A 20,116-nucleotide genomic window follows, 5' to 3' on the forward strand; every position below is an offset into this window, starting at 1 on the left:
CGTGCAGTTCTTTTTATTCGGCTCTTTATACATCCTTTTTTAAGATTTAACTCATTTAGCTTCTTACAGACGGACGCAACACTTCCCGAGATGGTTTTCAGTCCGATAAATTGTTCCTTAGGGACAGTTTTTCAATCAGATCCATTATTTCCTATAGTCACAATCTCCACTCCATCCCTTTCCCATTCTGTATCATGTGAAATTACAAAAAGTGTCCAGTGGCTGTGTTTAAGGAAATGGTCAACAACCTTTTTTTTAAGCTCGGAATCGAGAGCTGAGGTTGCCTCGTCAAGCAGGAAAATCTCTCTTTCAAGCAGCAGGGCAATCAGAATTCCGATCCTTTGTTTTTCTCCTCCGGAAAGGTTTTCAAAGTTTTTCTCAAGTATGTCTTTTTCCAGCTCGAGTTCCCTCATAAAAATATGCAGCTTTTCAGGGTCGATTTTCTCCCTGTTAGAGTGGTAAGAACGGACCTCATCAAGCAGATCCCTTACAGGTCCCTCGCCGAGATCCATATCCTGAGAAACATAGGCCACATCTTTTCGAACCTGCCAGGCCACCCGAGGGCTTAAGGGCACGCCTCTGTAATAGACTGAGCCTTCAGAAGGTTTTTCAAATCCAAGAATTATTTTAAGTAGAGTGGATTTTCCAGTTCCCGATTTACCTTTTAACAGGATCTTTTTACCTTTCAGAATGCATAGAGAAAAACCAGAAAGCACTTTTTTGCTGCCGAAATATATGCCTGTGTTTTCATACCTTATTATTTCGTCATGCATCTTTTGCCTCGAATCGTTCCACTCTATATATTTTGTGTATATTTCTTTTGCGGGCTTTTGTTTTTTTATTCCTTTTTGTAGAAGAGGTTTCTGTCCTGCAGTTCCTCTAAGAGAAAGTTTATCTATACAGAGGTGTTCACATAAACCAATTCATATAATCAGTTTCCATTGGTCATCGGTTAAGGATATATTTTCCCTCGTTTTCTACTTTTTTTGGTATTAATCCCTTCATTTCTTATCTGCCACAATAAGGCGTACATTCCTCTCGTTCTGTTCTTACTTGCTTTACACTCACATCTTTTGAACGGTATTTCTACAACTGCATTTAATTTTTCAGTGTAAAGATATAGTTACACACGATATACATTAATTTTTAATTTAGGATGATATAATCCTTTATAAAATAAAATAAAATAAAGTATTATAAAGCTTCGAATGTATTTTTATTGCTTTATTTCTGCTTATTTATAATAAGAATCTTTATATTATTGGATTCCCAGTTTGTTTTTGATTACCGGTATTCTCGTATAAAAAATAAGCAAATAAGGTGAAAAAAAATGAGTTTCAATAGAAAGTCAACTTTGAAGATTATGGCATCAGTTTCTGTTGTATTAATGTTGTTAACTTTGCTTCCTGCGGGAGTCTCTGCAGTTCCAATAACAAAAGACTTCCACAATGAGAAATCCCTTGGTGACCAGGACCAGGACCGCCTTAGAGATGGATCATGCACATTATCCAGCAGGGCTTCTAACTGCAACGGTGACAGAGACCGCCTTAGAGACGGATCATGCACATTATCCAGCAGGGCTTCTAACTGCAACGGTGACAGAGATCGCCTTAGAGACGGATCCTGTTTATCCACTACTTCAGGAATCTAACTGTAACACTTACAATAGGATTAACTGCCCGTGAACTTTAGTTCACGGGTTTCCTGCTTCATTCCCCAAAGCTACTTTCACAAGTCAGCAGGTTCTTACTCACGTGCCGTAGGCGTCAAATTACGATCAAGTTCTGATCCTGCAAAGAGAATTTTTTGAACACTATTGTAGAAGTGGATACAATTTGTCATGATTCCTTATTTAACCGATGACCAATGAATCAGTTTTATATAATTAATTTCATATAATCAGTTCCATATAATCAGTTCCATATAATCAGTTCCATATAATCAGTTTCATATAATCAGTTTCATATAATCAGTTTCACATAATCAGTTTCACATAGTTACTTGCAGGATAGAAAAACTTCAAACAAAATGCTGAACATGGAACGCTTACCTCAGTGTCTCATGCCAGTCTATTAGGCGACAAACTTCACAGACCTCCTATATGCCTGTATACTTATTTCAACACGCTTATGCATTAAGAAAATTATATAAATAATTATATTTTAGTATCTCTACGTTTTAACATAACAACTATTAAAAATGTTTATATTTTTGTTATAGTTACGTCTTAAGAGTATTATAATCTATGAGGAAAAAAAATGGACTTTGAAGCTTCTGCTAAAGATCTTACAAATCCGGTCAAAGGGGCAAAGATAGTTCCGAATATGACCGTAGATGAGCTGGTAAGGGAGTACAGCGGCTGTGCCTTTGGAGCAGGCAGGCTGGCTGAGGCTGTAGATATCTATTATGAGATGCTGGCTTCAGAGAAAACTACGAAGTTTTTCGGGCTTGCGGGGGCGATGACGCCTGCAGGCATGAGGAATATTGTTGCAGACCTGATCCGCGACGGTCATATCGATGTGCTTGTCACAACCGGAGCCAATATGGTTCATGACACGGTTGAGGCTCTTGGCCTTCACCATTATAAAGGTTCAGATTGCGCAAATGATATTCAGCTCAGGCATGAATGTATTGATAGGATCTATGATGTCTACCTCCCGGACCAGCACTTCACCGACCTTGAAGAATTTCTACAGGGCGTTTATGCAGGGCTTCCACAGGAAAAACTCTCAATCCGGCAGGTCCTTACCGAAATCGGGAAGAATCTGGACGATGACTCCTCCATCCTTAAGACCGCAGCCGAAATGGGTGTGCCGGTCTACTGCCCTGCTATTCAGGACTCAGTAATAGGGCTTCAGGCCTGGCTATATAAGGAAGGAAACCCTCTGCATGTTGATGCTTTTGCGGATATGCACGAGTTCATAGATATCTGCTATGGGGCTGAAAGTGCAGGCGCTATGCTGCTTGGAGGCGGGGTCCCCAAGAACTATATCCTGCAGTCTATGCTTATAACTCCCAGGTCTTTTGACTACGCAATCCAGCTAACAATGGACCATCCGGAAACCGGCGGGCTGAGCGGGGCAACTCTTGACGAAGCCCGGTCCTGGGGAAAGGTCGGTGAAGAGGCGAAATCAGTAACAGTCTACGCAGATTCAACAATTACTCTTCCGCTTATTGTGTCAGCTGTGAGGACACGCCTTTCAAAGAGGTGATTTGATGGAAAGGAATACCGGTATGATCGTTGCCCTGGACGTGACTGACAGGGAAGAAGCGCTGAAGATTGCAGAAGACATCTGGGAATTCGTGGACGCAATAAAGGTGGGCTACCCTCTGATACTTGCTACAGGGCTTGACATAATCAGGGAACTTGCCGAATTTGCCCCGGTTATAGCAGATTTCAAGGTTGCCGATATCCCCAACACCAACCGCCTTATCTGTGACCAGGTATTTGAAGCAGGAGCCGATGCAATCATTGTGCAGGGCTTTACAGGCAGGGACAGCCTTGATGCCTGCATTGAAATCGCTTCCGAATACAGAAAGGACGTCTTCGTTGTGAGCGAAATGAGCCACCCCGGCGGAGCCGAGTTCATGCAGCCAGCCGCAGAGGCAATTGCAAAGATGGCGCTTGAAGCAGGAGCTTTCGGGCTTGTCGCCCCAGCCACGCGGCCCGAAAGAGTGAAGAAAATCCGGAAGATCGTCGGGGACAAACTCACTATTATCTCTCCCGGCGTAGGCGCCCAGGGAGGAAGAGCCTCGGACGTTATTGCTGCAGGGGCAGACTGGGTGATTGTAGGCAGAAGCATCTACAAAGCAGAGTCTCCTAAAGAAGCTGCACGTGAGATTGCGGAGGAAATTCAAGCTGAGCTTCGCGGAGAATACTGAAGATATTTTGATCTGAAAGAGAAAGTTTCTCTAAAATACATTTATAATCTCAATTACGTGCCTGTGATGAAAAAATCGGCTGATTTCATGATGAGCCCTATGAGTTCTGAGGCACGAAAATTGTTTTTTTCTTCTAGAAAAAGCAATCCTGCACTTCTCACTACAGGTCTATTTTCTGGGGGTTCGAAGTCTCGAAAGGCTGATTACAGTTTTTACATAACATCTTAATCAGGGACCCCTCTTCTCTTCCTGTGTTACTTCTATCCGGCTGAACTATCTGTAACATACTTATTTTGGCAGCTGCAGCTTCTATTTTTTATTCTTTTTTACCAGCAGCCGCCCGATATCTGCTCACTTCGTGAGCATGCGGGCGTGGAGGGAAGTTTTAAGATAGTTATTTAAAAAGAGATTTGATAACTTCTTCAGAGTTAATAAGGTGCTGCGGGATCTTTACACCTAAAACTTTCCTATTTTTCACCGTTGAAATTATTAGCGTTATATCCGTGCATGACAGACTGAACAAATGTTTTTGCAATAAAAGTTTAATTTCAAGACCCTCTCTAAGCTGGTTTACGATAACAGTTTATTACTAATATACTAAGAGTTATGAATAAATACGGAAAGATAGATTCCAATATAGATGCAGTACTTGCATTCATAATAATAAAAATAGGATTGGTAAACCAGAAAGTATTACACCACGATTTGGCATAGACATTGTAAAACCATGAACTGTTATACATATTATACAGATTATAAAAAAATAGCGGGATAAATAAAGCAAAAAACAATTTTAAGTAACTCGATTTACTCATACAATGTCTTTCTTTTCTTGTCATCCTACAGTATAAATATAAAATAAATAATACAAATAATGCTCCAATAACAATGTAAACAACCGGTATCCCATATAATGTTACAGCATGACTCGAAAATTCTGCATGACTCGTTGTTACAGCATGACTCGTAACTTCTATTTCTCCTGTGCCAGAACCAATGATTGCGCTGTCATTGTTCACGCTTCCTTATATGTTTTGAAAAGTTAAAAGATTTTTTGTTTCATCCAGCACCCTTAGACTTGATAAACCTTATTTTATCTCCAGTGGAGAAGTGAGATTTAGAAATCCGCAATCATCGTCTGTCTCTGATCCCTCTCCCTCAGTCTTGAAACCCTCAGTTAAGCTGATAGCTATCGAATATGTCTGCAGCAGTAACCATCTTATTGCCTGGTTGAGGATTTGATCAATCCTATTACATGCGCCCTTATTTGAGACAGTATGAATCGGAAAACTATAGAAATTATCAAAGAGGTGAATAGTCAGACTAAACATCCAGTACTGCATTATAAGAGGTAATGGGGGATTATGATTATGGCAGTCAATGAGAAAGAAATGAGGATTAAGATAATCAAAGACGGACCGTATCGGGTTACAGGTGGAGTGCCGCTTTTCGAACAGGTAATTGTCACCGATGACGCCGGCCACACCAGAGAATTAATTGATCTAAAGGAATACCCCCGGCGGGAAGCCTATATTTTATGCCGCTGTGGCTCATCCGAAAATAAGCCCTTCTGTGATGGGACCCACCGCAAGATTGGTTTTGACGGTAGCGAAACAGCCAGCAGAAAGCCTTACCTGGAAAAAGCGGAAACGTTTGAAGGTCCTGATCTAAAACTCACCGATGTCTACGAGCTCTGCGATCATTCCCGTTTCTGCCAGCGGGCTGGAGGAATAAGGGATCTCATACAAAAATCAGACGACCCGGAAGCCAGACAAACCGCCATAGAGGAAGCCATGGTCTGCCCGTCAGGACGGCTGGTCCTGTGGGACAAGAAGACAGGCAAACCCTTTGAAAAAGAATTTGAACCTTCTATTGTACTGGTTCACGACAAACAAAAAGGTTGTGAAGGTCCCCTCTGGGTTCGAGGTAGTATCCCCATTGAATCTGCAGATGGCAGCATGTACGAATCCCGGAACAGAGTAACCCTCTGCCGCTGCGGGAAATCGGAGAACAAGCCCTACTGTGACGGCAGCCACTGGATGAACAGCCAGCAGAAGCTCGAGTTCAGGAAGAAGTGGGGCCTGGAATGAGTGAGTTCGTTGATTAATAGAGATTCTTAACTTGCGGAAATAGTAATCTCGCATAACAATCAGGCAATCCAGAAGCCAAAATGAAAGCAATCAATGTGCAATTCCGCGATAAAAAATAGAGAATTCGAGGGTAGCCTTCTTTATTTCAATATATCCTCGAACTCCTTCTGGCTCTACAGATGCTGCCAAAGTCTCATCAGCCTGCAGCAAGTTTTCGATTGCACTTTTCTGAATAGCTGGAATGGTGACATGCCTCACGTTGGCCACATGCCTCACGTTGGCCACATGTTTGCCAATCATATTTTCCTGCCCTGTTTTATCAAGTGACCGATACCTTTCTCCAGCCTGAGCAAAGTCGTTTGTTTTAAAGATCTTCAGGCACTTGAAGACATTTATACTCGGTCAAGCGAGGTCGAAGCGATCAAGGTTCATTACCCTGGTCCAGGCCGCCACGAAGTCCTGGACAAACTTCTCCTGCGCGTCCGTACTTCCGTAGACCTCGGCCAAAGCCCGGAGCTGGGAGTTCGAACCGAAGATGAGATCGACACGCGTGCCGGTCCACTTGACTTCGCCTGTCTGGCGATCGCACCCTTCAAACATGTCCCTGGCGTCCGATACCGCCTTCCACTCCGTACACATGTCGAGCAGGTTCACGAAGAAGTCGTTTGTTAGCGCTTCCGGCTTCCGGGTAAAAACGCCGTGCTGAGTCTGTCCGAAGTTGGTGTTTAACACGCGCATACCGCCAACGAGCACCGTCATCTCTGGTGCGGTCAGCGTCAGCAATTGCGCCTTGTCAACCAGCAACGCCTCGGCTGATACAGTGTATTGGCTCTTGAGGTAGTTGCGGAAACCATCCGCAATCGGTTCGAGTAAGGCAAAGGAGTCCACATCGGTCTGCTCCTGCAAGGCATCCATGCGCCCTGGAGAGAGGGGGACCGTCACATCGTGACCAGCATTCTTCGCAGCCTGCTCGATGCCTGCACAACCAGCCAAAACGATCAGGTCAGCAAGCGAGACCTTCTTGCCGCCAGAAGCCGCGCTGTTGAACTCGTTTTGGATACCTTCGAGAGTGTTCAGCACTTTCGCCAGCTCGGCTGGCTGGTTGACTTCCCAATCCTTCTGCGGCGCGAGGCGAATTCGTGCGCCGTTCGCACCGCCGCGCTTGTCGGAGCCACGGAAGGTAGACGCCGACGCCCAGGCAGTCGAAACCAGTTGCGAGACCGACAACCCTGAGGCAAGGACCTTGCCCTTGAGGAAGGCAATGTCCTTCTCATCGATCAACTTGTGATTGATCGCAGGGATGGGGTCTTGCCATATGAGCTCTTCGGCAGGAACTTCCGGGCCGAGATAGCGGGCGCGCGGACCCATGTCTCGGTGCGTCAGCTTGAACCACGCGCGAGCGAATGCTTCCGCTAATTGATCCGGGTTCTCATAGAAGCGCCTTGAAATCTTTTCATAGGCAGGGTCGAACCTCAAGGAAAGATCAGTGGTCAGCATGGTTGGCGCGTTACGCCTGGACGGGTCGTGGGCATCAGGAATCGTGCCGGCGCCGGCGCCACCTTTCGGTTGCCACTGATGTGCACCGGCCGGACTCTTCGTCAATTCCCATTCATAGCCGAACAGAATCCTGAAGAAGTTGTTGCTCCACCTCGTTGGCGTGTTGGTCCAGATGACCTCCAGGCCGCTGGTGATCGTGTCACCGCCTTTGCCGGTGCCGAAGCTGCTCTTCCAACCGAGGCCTTGCTCCTCGATACTGGCCGCTTCTGGCTCAGGCCCGACATGGGACGCAGGACCGGCACCGTGGGTTTTGCCGAAGGCGTGACCGCCAGCGATGAGCGCAACGGTCTCTTCGTCGTTCATGGACATGCGAGCGAAAATATCGCGGATATCCCTGGCCGCCGCGATCGGATCCGGGTTGCCGTTCGGGCCTTCCGGATTGACGTAGATCAGCCCCATCTGCACGGCAGCGAGCGGATTTTCGAGGTCCCTGTCGCCGGAATAGCGTTTATCACCACCCAGCCACGTTTCCTCAGGGCCCCAATAGACATCCTGATCCGGCGCCCAGACGTCCTCGCGACCGCCTCCGAAACCGAACGTTTTGAAACCCATTGTTTCCAGGGCGACGTTACCCGCAAGAATCATGAGGTCAGCCCAGGAAATCTTCCGGCCATACTTCTGCTTGATCGGCCAGAGCAGGCGACGCGCCTTGTCCAGATTGCAGTTGTCCGGCCAACTGTTGAGCGGCGCAAAGCGCTGCTGACCTCTACCGCCACCACCGCGGCCGTCAAAGGCGCGGTAGGTGCCGGCGCTGTGCCACGCCATGCGAATGAACAAAGGGCCATAGTGACCGAAGTCCGCCGGCCACCAGTCCTGCGAATCGGTCATCAGCACCGCGAGATCTTTCTTCACAGCCACCAGGTCGAGGCTCTTGAACTCTTTCGCGTAGTTGAAGTCCTCGCCCATAGGGTTGGACTTGGAAGAATGCTGGTGCAGGATCTCGAGCTTCAACTGGTTTGGCCACCAGTCGCGGTTCGACATGCCTCTACCGGTTTCTTGTTTGTCTGCTCTGCCCACTTCAGGGTTCTTTCTGTCGTCAGTCATAACGTTACCTACCCCCACCATTGATAAAAATTCAAGACCAAATCTCTAGTATACAATCTCTTAAATCTTGTCTCCTCCTGGAAGAATTGAATGCCAATTGCCAGAGAGATTAATTTCGGTCCGCTTTCCAAATGCTTGAAATTCTTACATGCTGTTTTGCCATGTCCAATTTGTCATCTTTTAAGGTGAGCTTGTTTCAAAACTACCTCTTATCCTTCCATGCCAATTTTTCGGAGTAAAGAAATCAAGATCATCAAGTCAAATGGAAAATCTGCTTTAGATAAAAACATGAATAATCGGGATTTTGAAACTAGCTCGGTATGAACGACATAAGCCTCTTAATAGGATTCATCATAATACAGCTCATGTAAAGTCCATCGCTATTCTTTCAAACCGTCATCCTCTTGTCGAATTTTCCTTTCCAATCCAGGAAGTTCGTTACTTTAGGTCTTACGACTCCGATTATGGCTATATTTCCCCCCTTAATCATTACTAATAGTTCTATCCCTGAAGAACTTATTCCAATTCAATATTCAACAACTATAACCACGGATATCTATTTAATATTGAGTATTAAATAAATAGCACTTACGCGGTTGAATTGTTTTCCAGATCACATTGAAATAATATTGTATTCATTATAATAATAGCAATATATTCGAAAAAATCTTTGAAATGAATGCAATAAATCCTCCAAAGTGTACTGATCTTGATTACGAGCTCATCCCAAAACCCATTTTTAATCTCACTTATCAGAATTATTCAGGATTGCTTTAATAATCGAAAGCCAGATTTGTTACTCAAATATGTGACCCAAAGAAGCAAATTTTGAGTTTTGGGATAGGCTCTCATATAAATCTATGCAAGCATTTCTAAATTACAAAGAGCTTGATTTTTTATATAATTAAAGGAGTTAAAATCGAGAAATAATGTCAAATGCCACTTCTCTCTCGATTATGTATCCAACCTGGCGACATCTCACCAGGCTCTGTCTCAACTCGAAAATTGCTCAGGTATGAAATGGCAGAAACAGATGTGGATTTTCTTATCGGATTATATTGTACAACCTGTGATTGAGAGGAAATAAAAAAATAAATAAGATACCTGATCTTTGTAAATCGTACTACATGTGGAAAAAATAAACCATGATTCGGAAAAACGACACATTTCAGATTGGAAGTGTCTCTGAGCCTAGCAAAGGACTTGTTTTCGCTATGGACTGTGCATGTGGAATCGCGGTGGCAAATATCTACTATAACCAGCCAATGCTTGGGGTTATCGCACGTTCTTTTCCCGGTGAACTCGCTCCCAGCCTTATTCCTACTGCTACCCAGTTCAGAAACTCTTAACTTTCGGGCTTATTTCCCTACGTTTTAGAAATTTGACCTTCTATGAATTGATGAAATACTTTGCATTCATACAGGCTATGGAACGTTTCCTTCTTTTTCCCAGTGACCACCTGATATCTGCTCATTTCGTGAGCATGCGGGCATGGAGGGAAGTTTTCAGATGAGTTGATTAAAAAGAAATTTGACAACTAAGAGCCTATCAGGAAAATCGATAACGATATTAGTGAAACACTGAGATTAGAATAAGAACTCTATGTTTTAAGAGTTTTGAGGTCATATTTACTTCAAAATTTGAAGTAAAAACCTATGCATAGATGAAAAAGAAAATTCTGTTTTTTTTGAAGAAAAGGGATACAGAGCATTTCGAATTTACAGAACTTCAGTTACATTGCCTCTAAAAGTTTTAACTCATGTAAATTCCAACTCGTCTAAAAATTCCAAACACTGTAAATTTCAAACCTTTCCCAGGTTTTCGCTTCCCAGAATTTTCTCAAGTTCTTTTTCCAGTTGTTTCCTCTGGATGTCCAGATGGTCAGCTTTCAGGTTAAGGCTTTGAAGTTTCCTTGAGCGTATTTCCGGCTCTATATTTTCTTCGGTTTCTCCGATTTGTTTTTTCATGGTTTCTAATTCGGTTTTTACTTCTTCTTTTTTGCTTTTAATGAATCCCAGTTTTGTTTTTAAATCTGCTTTCTTATCCTCTTCAGGTACGCTGCTGACCTGCTGTTCAAGTTCTTTTTCCTTCTTATCTAAAACTTCCAGGACATACCCTATCCTTCCCAGGATTTCGGCTTCTATTGCTTTGTCAAAGATGATTTCTTCAGGTTTCTTTTCCGGAGGATTTTCAGGCATTTCGGCTTTTAGGGGCTCTTTTGGGGGGATGAAAACTGTTCCTTCTTTCAGGATCCTCTGGTTCATGAAGTTGGGGGAAACGATTTCTACATCAGCTTCGTGAAGGGTGTCAAGAACGGCTTTTTTGAAATCCGATCGGGCCGTAATCAGGCTCTCAATATTCTTTAAGAGCCCTCCCACCTTATAAGTGACCGAAAAGTCCCCGAGTTCCAGGACGTGAACGAAAGGGTTTTCAAGCCCGGTTTTTTCTGCAGCCAGGAGCAGGTTTTTTTCGATTTTCTGGCGGGGGACATCGTAGCCCAGGGAGACGCAGGTGAAGATAATGGTCCCCGATGTCCTGATCGTTTTTAAGGGGTTTGAGACCAGTTTGAGGTTAGGGAAGGTTACCAGGTCCCTGTTTATCGACTGGACTTCCGTGTGCAGGATATGAATGTCGGTGACTCTCCCGAAGACGTTCCCACTTTCAATGTAATCCCCTACCCTGAAGGGCTTTATGATCCGCAGCATGATCCCGGACATCGCGTTGGCAATAAAAGTGGTGGAGGAAAGTGCAACTGCAGCCCCGGCAATGATCCCGAGCAGGCTGAGAATCGATTCTTTGTACTGGGCTGCAATTGGGAGGCTGAACACGACAAAAATGAGGCCGATGCTGAGGATGACGAACTGAATTAGGTGCTTTGCGAATTTCACGTCTGTGTGGATTATCTTTGTCCTGACAAGCAGGCGGTCAACTGCAAAAATCAGAAAAAGGGTAACTGCCACCGTAATAATGCTCACCAGATAGTCCCCAAGAATCTGGGATAAATAACTCAGCTTCTTTTCCCCCTCTATAATTTCCTTTAATTTTTTTCTTTTTCCTTTTAGCCTTCGCAATCCCCTTGAATAAAAAATTCGCCCGGTTACATCCCATTACATCCTGTTAATTTGTTCCTGATGCTTGATATTATTAACTTCAAAGCTTTCTATTAACTTCAAATCCTTAGAGGCATAAGGTAGTTTCAGGGTTTGCCTACGAATAAGGAAACTTTATCGTAAGGACAATATCTGGCAGGAAATAACTTTAAAGGCAGTTAGATAAATTACTGTGGTAGGTGAACCGGATATGAGAATCGCAGTATGTGGGAAAGGAGGAAGTGGTAAAAGTACGATTTCCGCCCTCCTGGCAAAGCAGATGGCAAAAACAAAGAACGTCCTGGTACTTGACATCGATGAGTCCAACTACGGGCTGCACAGCCAGCTCGGGATGGCAGCCCCCGGAGACCTCATGGAATATTTTGGGGGAAAGCAGGATTTCAAGAAAATGCAGAGGGCTCCAAAGACCGCACCTCTCGGAGGGCTTACCGTTCCAGGGGCTTCAGGAAATCAGCAGCAATCTCGCTTCTTTAAGAAAAGGTGGAGTTTTTCCGACCTGCCTTCGGAGTTTGTTGAAATAAAAGGGAATTTAAGGCTCATGGCTGTTGGCAAGATCCATGATTTCGGAGAAGGCTGCGCCTGTCCTATGGGAGTCCTGACAAGGGAGTTTCTCGAAAACCTCGACCTCGGAAAAGACGATGTAGTAATTGTTGACACTGAAGCCGGCACGGAACATTTCGGGCGCGGCGTTGATAAAGACTTTGACCTGATCCTGGTAGTTATCGATCCTTCCTACGAATCCCTCAAACTTTCAAAGAAATTTGAAGATTTTGGAGGACAGTGCGGGTGTAAAGTCTATTTTGTGCTTAACAGGGTTGAGCCGGATATCAGGGAAGAGATGCTGGCTTCCGTGAATTGCGTGAATGTCGTGGCTGAGATCCCTGCAAAAAGAGAACTTTTCAAAGCGTCCCTGAAAGGCGAAGAACTCGACCTTGAGCTGGAAGAGATTGCAAAGCTTGCAGAGTTTCTTGCAGAGTTTCGGGGGAAATCCGATTCATTGGTTCATTGACTCATTAATTCATTAATTCATTAATTCATTGATCCATTCATTGATTCATTGACTCATTGATCCATTCATTGATTCATAGGTTTTGGGCAACTGATGGGTATTTTTGATCTCCCTGCAGCTTTTTCATTTTTAACGCCTTCAATTAGCTGGGGCTGCAGCCCTGAATGAGAAAATTCCGGACAATTATCCGAAAGTATATTATTGATCGTGTTATTTGAATAATGCAAAAGTTTTACGTGGTTTGCGGACAGCAGGTTTTGTTTACCGGAGTTGTCCTTTTCCGGAATTTCTATTCATTAACTTATTGATCAAAACTATGTTTGAAATGTTTGAAAGGTATGAAATATTTGGATGTTGGAGTTATATTTTCATTATTAAAACGCTGGAGAACATAAAATGACTACACGCGAGTACATGCTTGGAAACGTGGCAATTGCCCGGGGCCTTTTGGAAGGCGGCGTACAGGTGGCTACAGGCTACCCCGGGACTCCTTCTTCGGAGATCATCGATACCCTTGCGGCCCGGAAGGACCGGGACTACTATATTGAATGGTCCGTGAATGAAAAGGTGGCAATGGAAGTGGCAGTCGGAGCCGCCTGGGCAGGAGTCCGGTCTGTCGTGACAATGAAACACGTCGGGTTAAACGTTGCAGCCGACCCCTTCATGACCCTTGCCTATGCAGGGACAAAAGGCGGGCTTATTGCCATTGTGGCTGATGACCCTTCCTGTCATTCCTCCCAGAACGAGCAGGATACACGGCGCTATGCCCAATTTGCCCTTGTGCCCTGTTTTGACCCTTCAACTCCCCAGGAAGCCAAGGATATGCTTCCATATGCGTTTGAGTTCTCGGAAAAGTTCGAAATCCCTGTCATCTTCAGGCCCACCACCCGGATTTCGCACGGTAAATCAGATATCGAGCTCGGGGAAATCCCTGTAGAAAAAGCGATTCCTCATTTCGAAAAACTTCTCGACCGCTGGGTCATGCTGCCCAAGAATGCACGCACCCGCCATACCCATATCCTTTCTATCCAGCAGCCAATGGAAGATGAGCTTGCAGAATCTCCCTGGAACTCCCTGGAACTAATACCAGATGCAAAGTTCGGGGTAATAGGTGCAGGCATTGCTTCGGTATACGCAAAAGAGGCCATGCAGGAACTTGGGCTTGAAGCTTCTTTCCTGAAGATAGGGACCTATCCTGTCCCGAAAAAGCTTATTCTGAAACTGCTGAACACAGTTGATACTATTCTCATTTTCGAAGAGCTTGAGCCGATTGTCGAAGAGCAGGTAAGGATGCTTGCACAGGAAACCGGGCTTGAGGTCTCTATTCTCGGGAAAACGGGTGGTTTTGTCCCGCGAGAAGGAGAACTGGACATAAGCACCTTCCTTGAAGCCTTAAAGAGAGCTTTTGATCTGGATGCCGAACCAGAAACCGAAAAAATGCCCCTTGAACTTGCCCCCCGCCCGCCTGCCCTCTGTGCCGGCTGTTCTCACAGAGCAACCTTCTATTCCATGAGAAAGGTCTTTGGAAAGGATGCTATCTACCCAAGCGATATCGGCTGTTACACCCTCGGGATCCAGAGCGGGACTGTTGAGACCACGCTCTGCATGGGCTCAAGCATCAGCATAGCTTCCGGGCTTTACCATGCAGGGGAAAAGCGCCCTATCTGCTGTTCTATCGGGGACTCAACCTTTTTCCATACAGGTATGAATTCTCTCCTGAACGCTGTCTTCAACAAAGCCAATATTACGGTCACCATTCTCGACAACCGCATCACGGCCATGACCGGGCACCAGCCAAATCCCGGAGTTGGCTTTACGGTTACCGGCGAGCCAACTGTAGAGGTCTCGCTTGCCGAACTCTGCAGGGCTATGGGAGCCGGATTTGTAACTGTTGTTGACCCCTACAACCTTGAAGCAACCCAGGAAGCTTTCAAAGCCGCAAAGGACTTCGAAGGCACATCTGTAGTCATAGCAAGGCAGCCCTGTGTGATCTCAGGAAAGAGAGCAGGGATCAGGCGGGCCCCGTACATCGTCGACCCTGAAAAGTGTGAAGGTTGTAAGCAGTGCGTCAAGTTCGGCTGCCCGGCAATCGAATTTGATGAGGAAAAGAAATGCGCTGTAATTACTGCCCTGTGCAGCGGATGTGGGGTCTGTGCGCAGATCTGCAAGTTTGAAGCTATCCGGGAGGTGAAGAGATGAATCAGGTAAAAGGAGAGAAGAAGCTCGATCTCCTTATCACGGGAGTCGGAGGGCAGGGAGCAATCCTTGCTTCGGACATCATCGGAAAAGCCGCAGTCATTTCAGGGCTTCCCATCCGGGCAGCAGAGACCCACGGCATGGCGCAGCGCGGAGGCTCGGTTGTAAATCACATAAGGCTGGGTTCAGATCTCGGATCAATGATCCCTAAAAAAGGCGCAGACATCATGCTTGCCCTTGAGCCCATGGAGGCAGTCCGGTATCTTGATTTCCTGAAGGACGGCGGAGTAATTATAGTAAACACTCAGACAATCATCCCTGTAACCGTCACATCGGGCCTTGCAAAGTACCCTGATGTCCAGGAAATCCTGGACGTCCTTTCTGAAAAATATATAGTCAAAGCCTTTAATGCGGACGAACTGGCCTATGAAGCCGGGAACAGGCTTGCAATGAACGTGGCAATGGTCGGGGCAGTCTCTGGCTACCTGCCCATTCCGAAAGAGACTCTGATTGAGAGTGTTAAAGCCCTCGTGCCGCAGAAGACAGTTGAGATTAATTTAAGGGCTTTTGAGATGGGGAGGAAAAAAGTCGATAAAAGCTAAACAGAGGAAAGCTTAAGCTTTCCTTTTTATGCTTCTTCATAACAGTTGTAGATTATATTTATTGTTTATATGGAGTATAAGAGAAATCACTGATTATAAGCTCAATATTCTTTCCATCAGATGGAGCACCCTGTAACCAGAGATTCATTATTACGTATTCGGGATTTTTCGGAATACCGTTTACATTAGTATAATTGAACTCGGAAAGTATTTTTCCGTCTGTCGTTGAGGACGTGAATCTGACGTATGTAGGCTGCCAATCAATCTGATGAATTGTGTTTGTGCCCGTGATGCAGGAGGGAATCATTACGCCTTTACTATTTCCGCTGATATTGTAAGGCTGCACAGCATTCCATAACTGACTTCCATTTGATTGCCCCCATCTTGCCATTTCAATGTCTAATTCCTGGGAATCATCGAGGTATGTAAACAATCCAACTACGCTATTCTTGTCATAAGTGAAAACCGGAGATGCTACCTTCCATGTAAAAGTTCCGTATAAGAATTTATTCCTGCTGTCGATTTCTGTGCATTTCCATTTTCCGTTATCATTTACAATTGTTAAGTGCATTCTATTTTTATCATCGACCCATACACCTTCATTATTCCAGCAATTGTTCCCTGGTTGTCCGGTTCCTGATCTGACATCCCAGGTTTGACCTTTCCAGTTAATTACTCCATTAGACGGGTACTCAGTAGCTCCGATGGTTACAGCCGAAATCAACACAACAAACAGTGTAATAAACAATATCAAATAATCTGTTTTCATGTTATTTTTCCCCTCTTCTCCCCATACTAATAAATGACTTTTAATCGACTTCCTCGATAACTCATTGGCCTAATCCGAAAAAATGTCTGCTCTCTCCGGAGTATCAACAAAATAATTATATTTTTAAAGAGTGCAGAGATTAAATTCAATCCTTTTTGGTAATGAAAATATATCCCAGAATTACCCCCCGGTATTACAGGATTTATACTTTTTTTATATTTTTAAGACATCTTTTGTGTATTACATCTACAAACAGTTTTAATTTGTTTTGTGCTTCAATTGATATTTTATGCTTTGAAATTTCTAAAAATTATTAATTTTCAATGTGTTAATTTATTATTCAATTGTATCAATGAAACTACAATTTTAATCTAAGGTTACAAATTAACTCAAATTAACTCAGATTATAGAAACACAAATATATATTCTAATTTCTCATGAAAAATTTGGAAATGTTTCTCGCTAGGAATAGTGTTTTCCTTTATAAATATTTTTTGTAACTATTCCGTCTGTCAAAACCAGTTGATTGACATTTTGATGTCACTAATGAATCCTCTTCAAATTGTATGGGAAAAAGTAAGTATCGCCTATTTGTTGAGAATTTAAAAATTTAACCAAGTTGTTATACTATGCTTGATCCACTTTAGTAAAATATGCTTAAGATATATATTCAACTTACTAAATTTGCGATAAAACTGTTGTATGTTTTTCTGGTTAGAATACTTCTCATTAAATTTGGACTTGTTACTAATTTTTTCCATATGCACTTTACAAATAACTGGTAAAGTTGGATTATTTTTTTCTAACACTCCGGAAGTGAATCTGCTAATTAATATATATATGTAGATTGTTTGATTATCCATATTCTCTAATAGGTATTCAATACCATATGTCATTTTTTTAAAACGTTACGTAAAAGGGGTTCAATTTTGATATCTTCCTGCATCATGTCAAAAATATGAATATTGTGAAGGCATGAAAAATAGGTATAGGGTGAAAAATGGATGATTATTAATAACATTCTTGTGTTTCCGGGTCTGAGTGTCGCAGTAAGGCGTAGCATACGTGAAGTTGTGCAGTTCAGTGATGATACAGTTCTTCTTTCCGGAAGGCGTTAACATGAATAATAAACAAATAGCACTTATTTCGTTTTTTATTGCTATATTAATTACAGTTTTTATGTGCTTTTTTATTCATACCGAAGGGAATTACTTATACTCAAAAATAGTTGGCGAAAGTACAATTGCAGATGATCCCGAGCTTGTACAAGCACTTCAAGTAGCAAAAAATCATGGTGTCATCATGGGCATTCATGGTTGGAAGCATGAAAATTATTTGGAGTTAACACCTGGTCAAGCTAAAATGTACGTGGAAAAAAGTGAGGAAGTATTTAGGAAAATTGGACTTCAGCCTGATTTGTTTGTACCGCCTTATATGATTACTGATTTTTCATCGAGTGAATCTGTAAAACAGGCAATAGAAAGTACCGGAGTTAGCGCCGATTTATCCCCTTATATGCAGGGGGTAGTTTGTGAATATACCTGGGAATGGAAAAACATGACTTCTGTTAATGATCCCAGATTTAAAATCGCTCTTGGAGAAATAAAAAATGATAGGCCAAATGTAATTATGCTACATGCCCAAGATTGGAATCCATATACAAAACAACTTATAAGCAGTTATTTATCGTCTTCAGATGCAAAGAATGTGACCATAAGGGTAGATGATATTAGTGAAAATACTCCAAAAGAAACGATTGAGGATCTAACTAAATTAACACAATACAAATCAGTTAAGACGACCATATTCGCTATTATACCAGCAAGTCTTGATGTACAAGAAGAAAATCCCACAATCATAGGTAGTACTATCAAAGCGGATGATATACTTGGAGTCTATTTCACATTTTTTATAATAACTACACAACTACCGATAATATTCTTTTTGATCTGGAGATGTTTGAGTGGGCTGAGAGTAGAGAAATGTAGCAAAATCAAAGATGACTCTAAATATCCTGATCTTATAACAGCAATCATTTCAGCTTATAATGAAGAGCGGTCGATTGGAAAATGTCTTGATTCATTACTCAAACAAGACTACAAAGGTAAGATGGAAGTAATTGTTGTAAATGATGGATCAAAAGATAGAACTGCTGAAATCGTGCATCAATATCCTGTTAAGTTTATTAATCTTGAAAAGAATGTCGGCAAAGCTAATGCACTTAATAGAGCAATAAAAGATGCAAAAGGAGAGATACTTGTATTTACTGATGGTGACTCCTATGTTGAGAAGAGCGCGGTCAGTAAAATAGTTCAATGTTTTATGGCAAATCCTGATGTGTCTATGGTGGCTGGAAACGTTCGTGTTAATCCTAGCAAAAAAGGAATGTTTGCCAGGTTTTTAACATATTGTCAAATGATAGAATATAAACTGGATCAGGATATTAAGCGGTATTTGCAGGGATTATGTAAGCAAGTAGTTATTTGTCCTGGTTCTCTAACAGCTGTTAGACGCAAAGTTTGTGAGATCATTCCATATAGCGACGAAACAATTGTTGAAGATGCGGACTTCTCATTTACCGCACTAAAGAATCAGATGAAAATTATTATGCACGGAATCTTGTATGGTATTATTTCTGTATTTTTGTACTTAGTGTTCATTGCACCTTTTTTTGTAAGAGACAAAAAGCTATTATTAATGCTAATGCCCTTCATAATGACTTATGAAATAATGGTGACGATTGTAGTCAGTTATATCTACGTGTATTATTTAACTGGCCGTGGTATGAAAATACAATTTGGTTCCAGATTAATTCATGCAAGATAATATAAAGATTTATAATGTATCCCTTAAATCAAATTACGTGCATCCGCTCTCTGAAGAGGCTGTTCGACAATTACTTATGGTAATAAATTACAAAAAAGGTAAGTGAACAAGTACTTTCATTTAGTACTTTCATTTATTTGGGTATGTTATGTCGAATAAGTTAGGGGTTTACTCCCCCTTTCTCTTCTAAGAACTGGATGTGCATCTTTCAATGCATCAGGCTCACGCATTTGATAATGTTTATCTATATAACTGGTTATTGGATTATCGTTTTGTATTTGTAAAACTTATCAATAAGTATTTTTTCTATCTTTGAACATTCTGTCACATTCGCGACAAATGTATTCTCGAACTCTCTTATTCTTGATTTGAGATTTTCCATTACCTAAAATGTTTTCTTTTCCAAAAATATCTTGGGGTTTTCAATCATGATTCGGACAGAAAACATCAATGATCTTTGATTTCTCTCCTTATTAACCATCGTGCCCATATATGGGCAAGTTATGTTCTATATGCTCTAGTGCAGTATATGATCTCAATTAAATATAATTTAATCTCCCATTTTGATCGGGCACTATTATATGGGCTTTTTAAGTAATATTAATTTAAGAAATTCTTATAAACTAAGTATTTATATGGCAAAGAATATCGATATAAGTAAGAGAAACAAATTGATCCATGATAGAACACAGTTTTTCAATCTCATAATATAAATTTTAAACGAAGTGATTAAATCGTGGGCTACGACGATTACGAAGGCAAACCCAATCTTGATTATTATATTATTATTACTCTTACGGGACTTATTATATTACTGGAGATTGGGCTCACTGTGTTGAGTATTCTCAAAGTGTTTGCATGAAACAAGAATGAAAAATCTGAGACTTGTTATATTATTTTCTGGTCTTCAGATATGCTCTCTTATCATATAATACAACAGACTTTCCGCAGATCTCGGATTATTATTCAGGTATTTTTATTGGAAAACTGTAAATAATGTAACTTGCTATTGAATTTTTGAATTTTTATGC

The 20,116-nt window shown here is 42.4% G+C and carries 14 protein-coding genes; 9 read left to right on the plus strand and 5 right to left on the minus strand.

The annotated features are described in order from the left end of the window. Positions 1–131: 131 nt before the first annotated feature. A complete protein-coding gene (locus tag EO93_RS00910) occupies positions 132–773 on the minus strand; it encodes an ATP-binding cassette domain-containing protein (RefSeq protein WP_048133308.1) in 642 nt (213 codons plus the stop codon). A 590-nt stretch (positions 774–1,363) separates the two neighbouring features. Here EO93_RS00910 and EO93_RS00915 point away from each other — a divergent pair. The 4 genes from EO93_RS00915 to EO93_RS00935 all read left to right on the plus strand — a co-directional run bounded on the left by EO93_RS00915 (position 1,364) and on the right by EO93_RS00935 (position 5,972). Next, positions 1,364–1,651 (plus strand): hypothetical protein, encoded by a 288-nt coding sequence (locus EO93_RS00915; RefSeq protein WP_156161189.1) that lies wholly within the window; start codon positions 1,364–1,366, stop codon positions 1,649–1,651. A gap of 607 nt (positions 1,652–2,258) precedes the next feature. Then, entirely contained in the window at positions 2,259–3,212 is a 954-nt protein-coding gene (locus EO93_RS00920) for a deoxyhypusine synthase (protein ID WP_048160640.1), read from the plus strand. Positions 3,213–3,216: 4 nt separating this feature from the next. Beyond that, positions 3,217–3,882 carry an orotidine-5'-phosphate decarboxylase gene (gene pyrF, locus EO93_RS00925; RefSeq protein WP_048135061.1) on the plus strand — a complete coding sequence of 222 codons (666 nt, stop codon included), beginning with the start codon at positions 3,217–3,219 and terminating at the stop codon, positions 3,880–3,882. 1,370 nt (positions 3,883–5,252) lie between these two features. Further along, positions 5,253–5,972 carry a CDGSH iron-sulfur domain-containing protein gene (locus EO93_RS00935; RefSeq protein WP_235284065.1) on the plus strand — a complete coding sequence of 240 codons (720 nt, stop codon included), beginning with the start codon at positions 5,253–5,255 and terminating at the stop codon, positions 5,970–5,972. A gap of 90 nt (positions 5,973–6,062) precedes the next feature. Here the strand turns inward: EO93_RS00935 and EO93_RS00940 are convergent, their stop codons facing one another. Both EO93_RS00940 and katG read right to left on the minus strand, forming a co-directional pair. Further along, entirely contained in the window at positions 6,063–6,368 is a 306-nt protein-coding gene (locus EO93_RS00940) for a catalase-related domain-containing protein (RefSeq protein ID WP_082107516.1), read from the minus strand. A 6-nt stretch (positions 6,369–6,374) separates the two neighbouring features. Beyond that, positions 6,375–8,573 (minus strand): catalase/peroxidase HPI, encoded by a 2,199-nt coding sequence (gene katG, locus EO93_RS00945; RefSeq protein ID WP_048160647.1) that lies wholly within the window; start codon positions 8,571–8,573, stop codon positions 6,375–6,377. A gap of 1,145 nt (positions 8,574–9,718) precedes the next feature. On the opposite strand from katG, the gene EO93_RS00950 reads away from it, so the two are divergent. Beyond that, a complete protein-coding gene (locus EO93_RS00950) occupies positions 9,719–9,922 on the plus strand; it encodes a hypothetical protein (protein ID WP_048160649.1) in 204 nt (67 codons plus the stop codon). A 453-nt stretch (positions 9,923–10,375) separates the two neighbouring features. On the opposite strand, the gene EO93_RS00955 is transcribed toward EO93_RS00950, so the two are convergent. Further along, positions 10,376–11,548, minus strand: a complete 1,173-nt coding sequence (locus EO93_RS00955) for a mechanosensitive ion channel family protein (protein ID WP_048160665.1) — start codon at positions 11,546–11,548, stop codon at positions 10,376–10,378. 325 nt (positions 11,549–11,873) lie between these two features. Here EO93_RS00955 and EO93_RS00960 point away from each other — a divergent pair, with 325 nt between their 5' ends. From EO93_RS00960 to EO93_RS00970, 3 genes are all read left to right on the plus strand, one after another. Beyond that, positions 11,874–12,692 (plus strand): ATP-binding protein, encoded by an 819-nt coding sequence (locus tag EO93_RS00960; RefSeq protein ID WP_048160666.1) that lies wholly within the window; start codon positions 11,874–11,876, stop codon positions 12,690–12,692. Between the two features lie 396 nt (positions 12,693–13,088). Next, entirely contained in the window at positions 13,089–14,891 is a 1,803-nt protein-coding gene (gene iorA / locus EO93_RS00965) for an indolepyruvate ferredoxin oxidoreductase subunit alpha (protein WP_048160651.1), read from the plus strand. Next, positions 14,888–15,490 carry an indolepyruvate oxidoreductase subunit beta gene (locus EO93_RS00970; RefSeq protein ID WP_048160654.1) on the plus strand — a complete coding sequence of 201 codons (603 nt, stop codon included), beginning with the start codon at positions 14,888–14,890 and terminating at the stop codon, positions 15,488–15,490. The genes iorA and EO93_RS00970 overlap by 4 nt, the downstream gene beginning before the upstream one ends. A 58-nt stretch (positions 15,491–15,548) precedes the next feature. Here EO93_RS00970 and EO93_RS16405 read toward each other — a convergent pair whose 3' ends face one another. Continuing rightward, entirely contained in the window at positions 15,549–16,259 is a 711-nt protein-coding gene (locus EO93_RS16405) for a glycoside hydrolase family 16 protein (RefSeq protein ID WP_052735345.1), read from the minus strand. Between the two features lie 1,119 nt (positions 16,260–17,378). Here EO93_RS16405 and EO93_RS00985 point away from each other — a divergent pair. Then, on the plus strand, positions 17,379–19,085 hold the full coding sequence (locus tag EO93_RS00985) for a glycosyltransferase (protein WP_052735346.1): 1,707 nt from the start codon (positions 17,379–17,381) through the stop codon (positions 19,083–19,085). The last annotated feature ends 1,031 nt before the right edge of the window (positions 19,086–20,116 follow it).

It is taken from the genome of Methanosarcina sp. 1.H.A.2.2, assembly GCF_000979975.1.
Lineage (GTDB): Archaea > Halobacteriota > Methanosarcinia > Methanosarcinales > Methanosarcinaceae > Methanosarcina.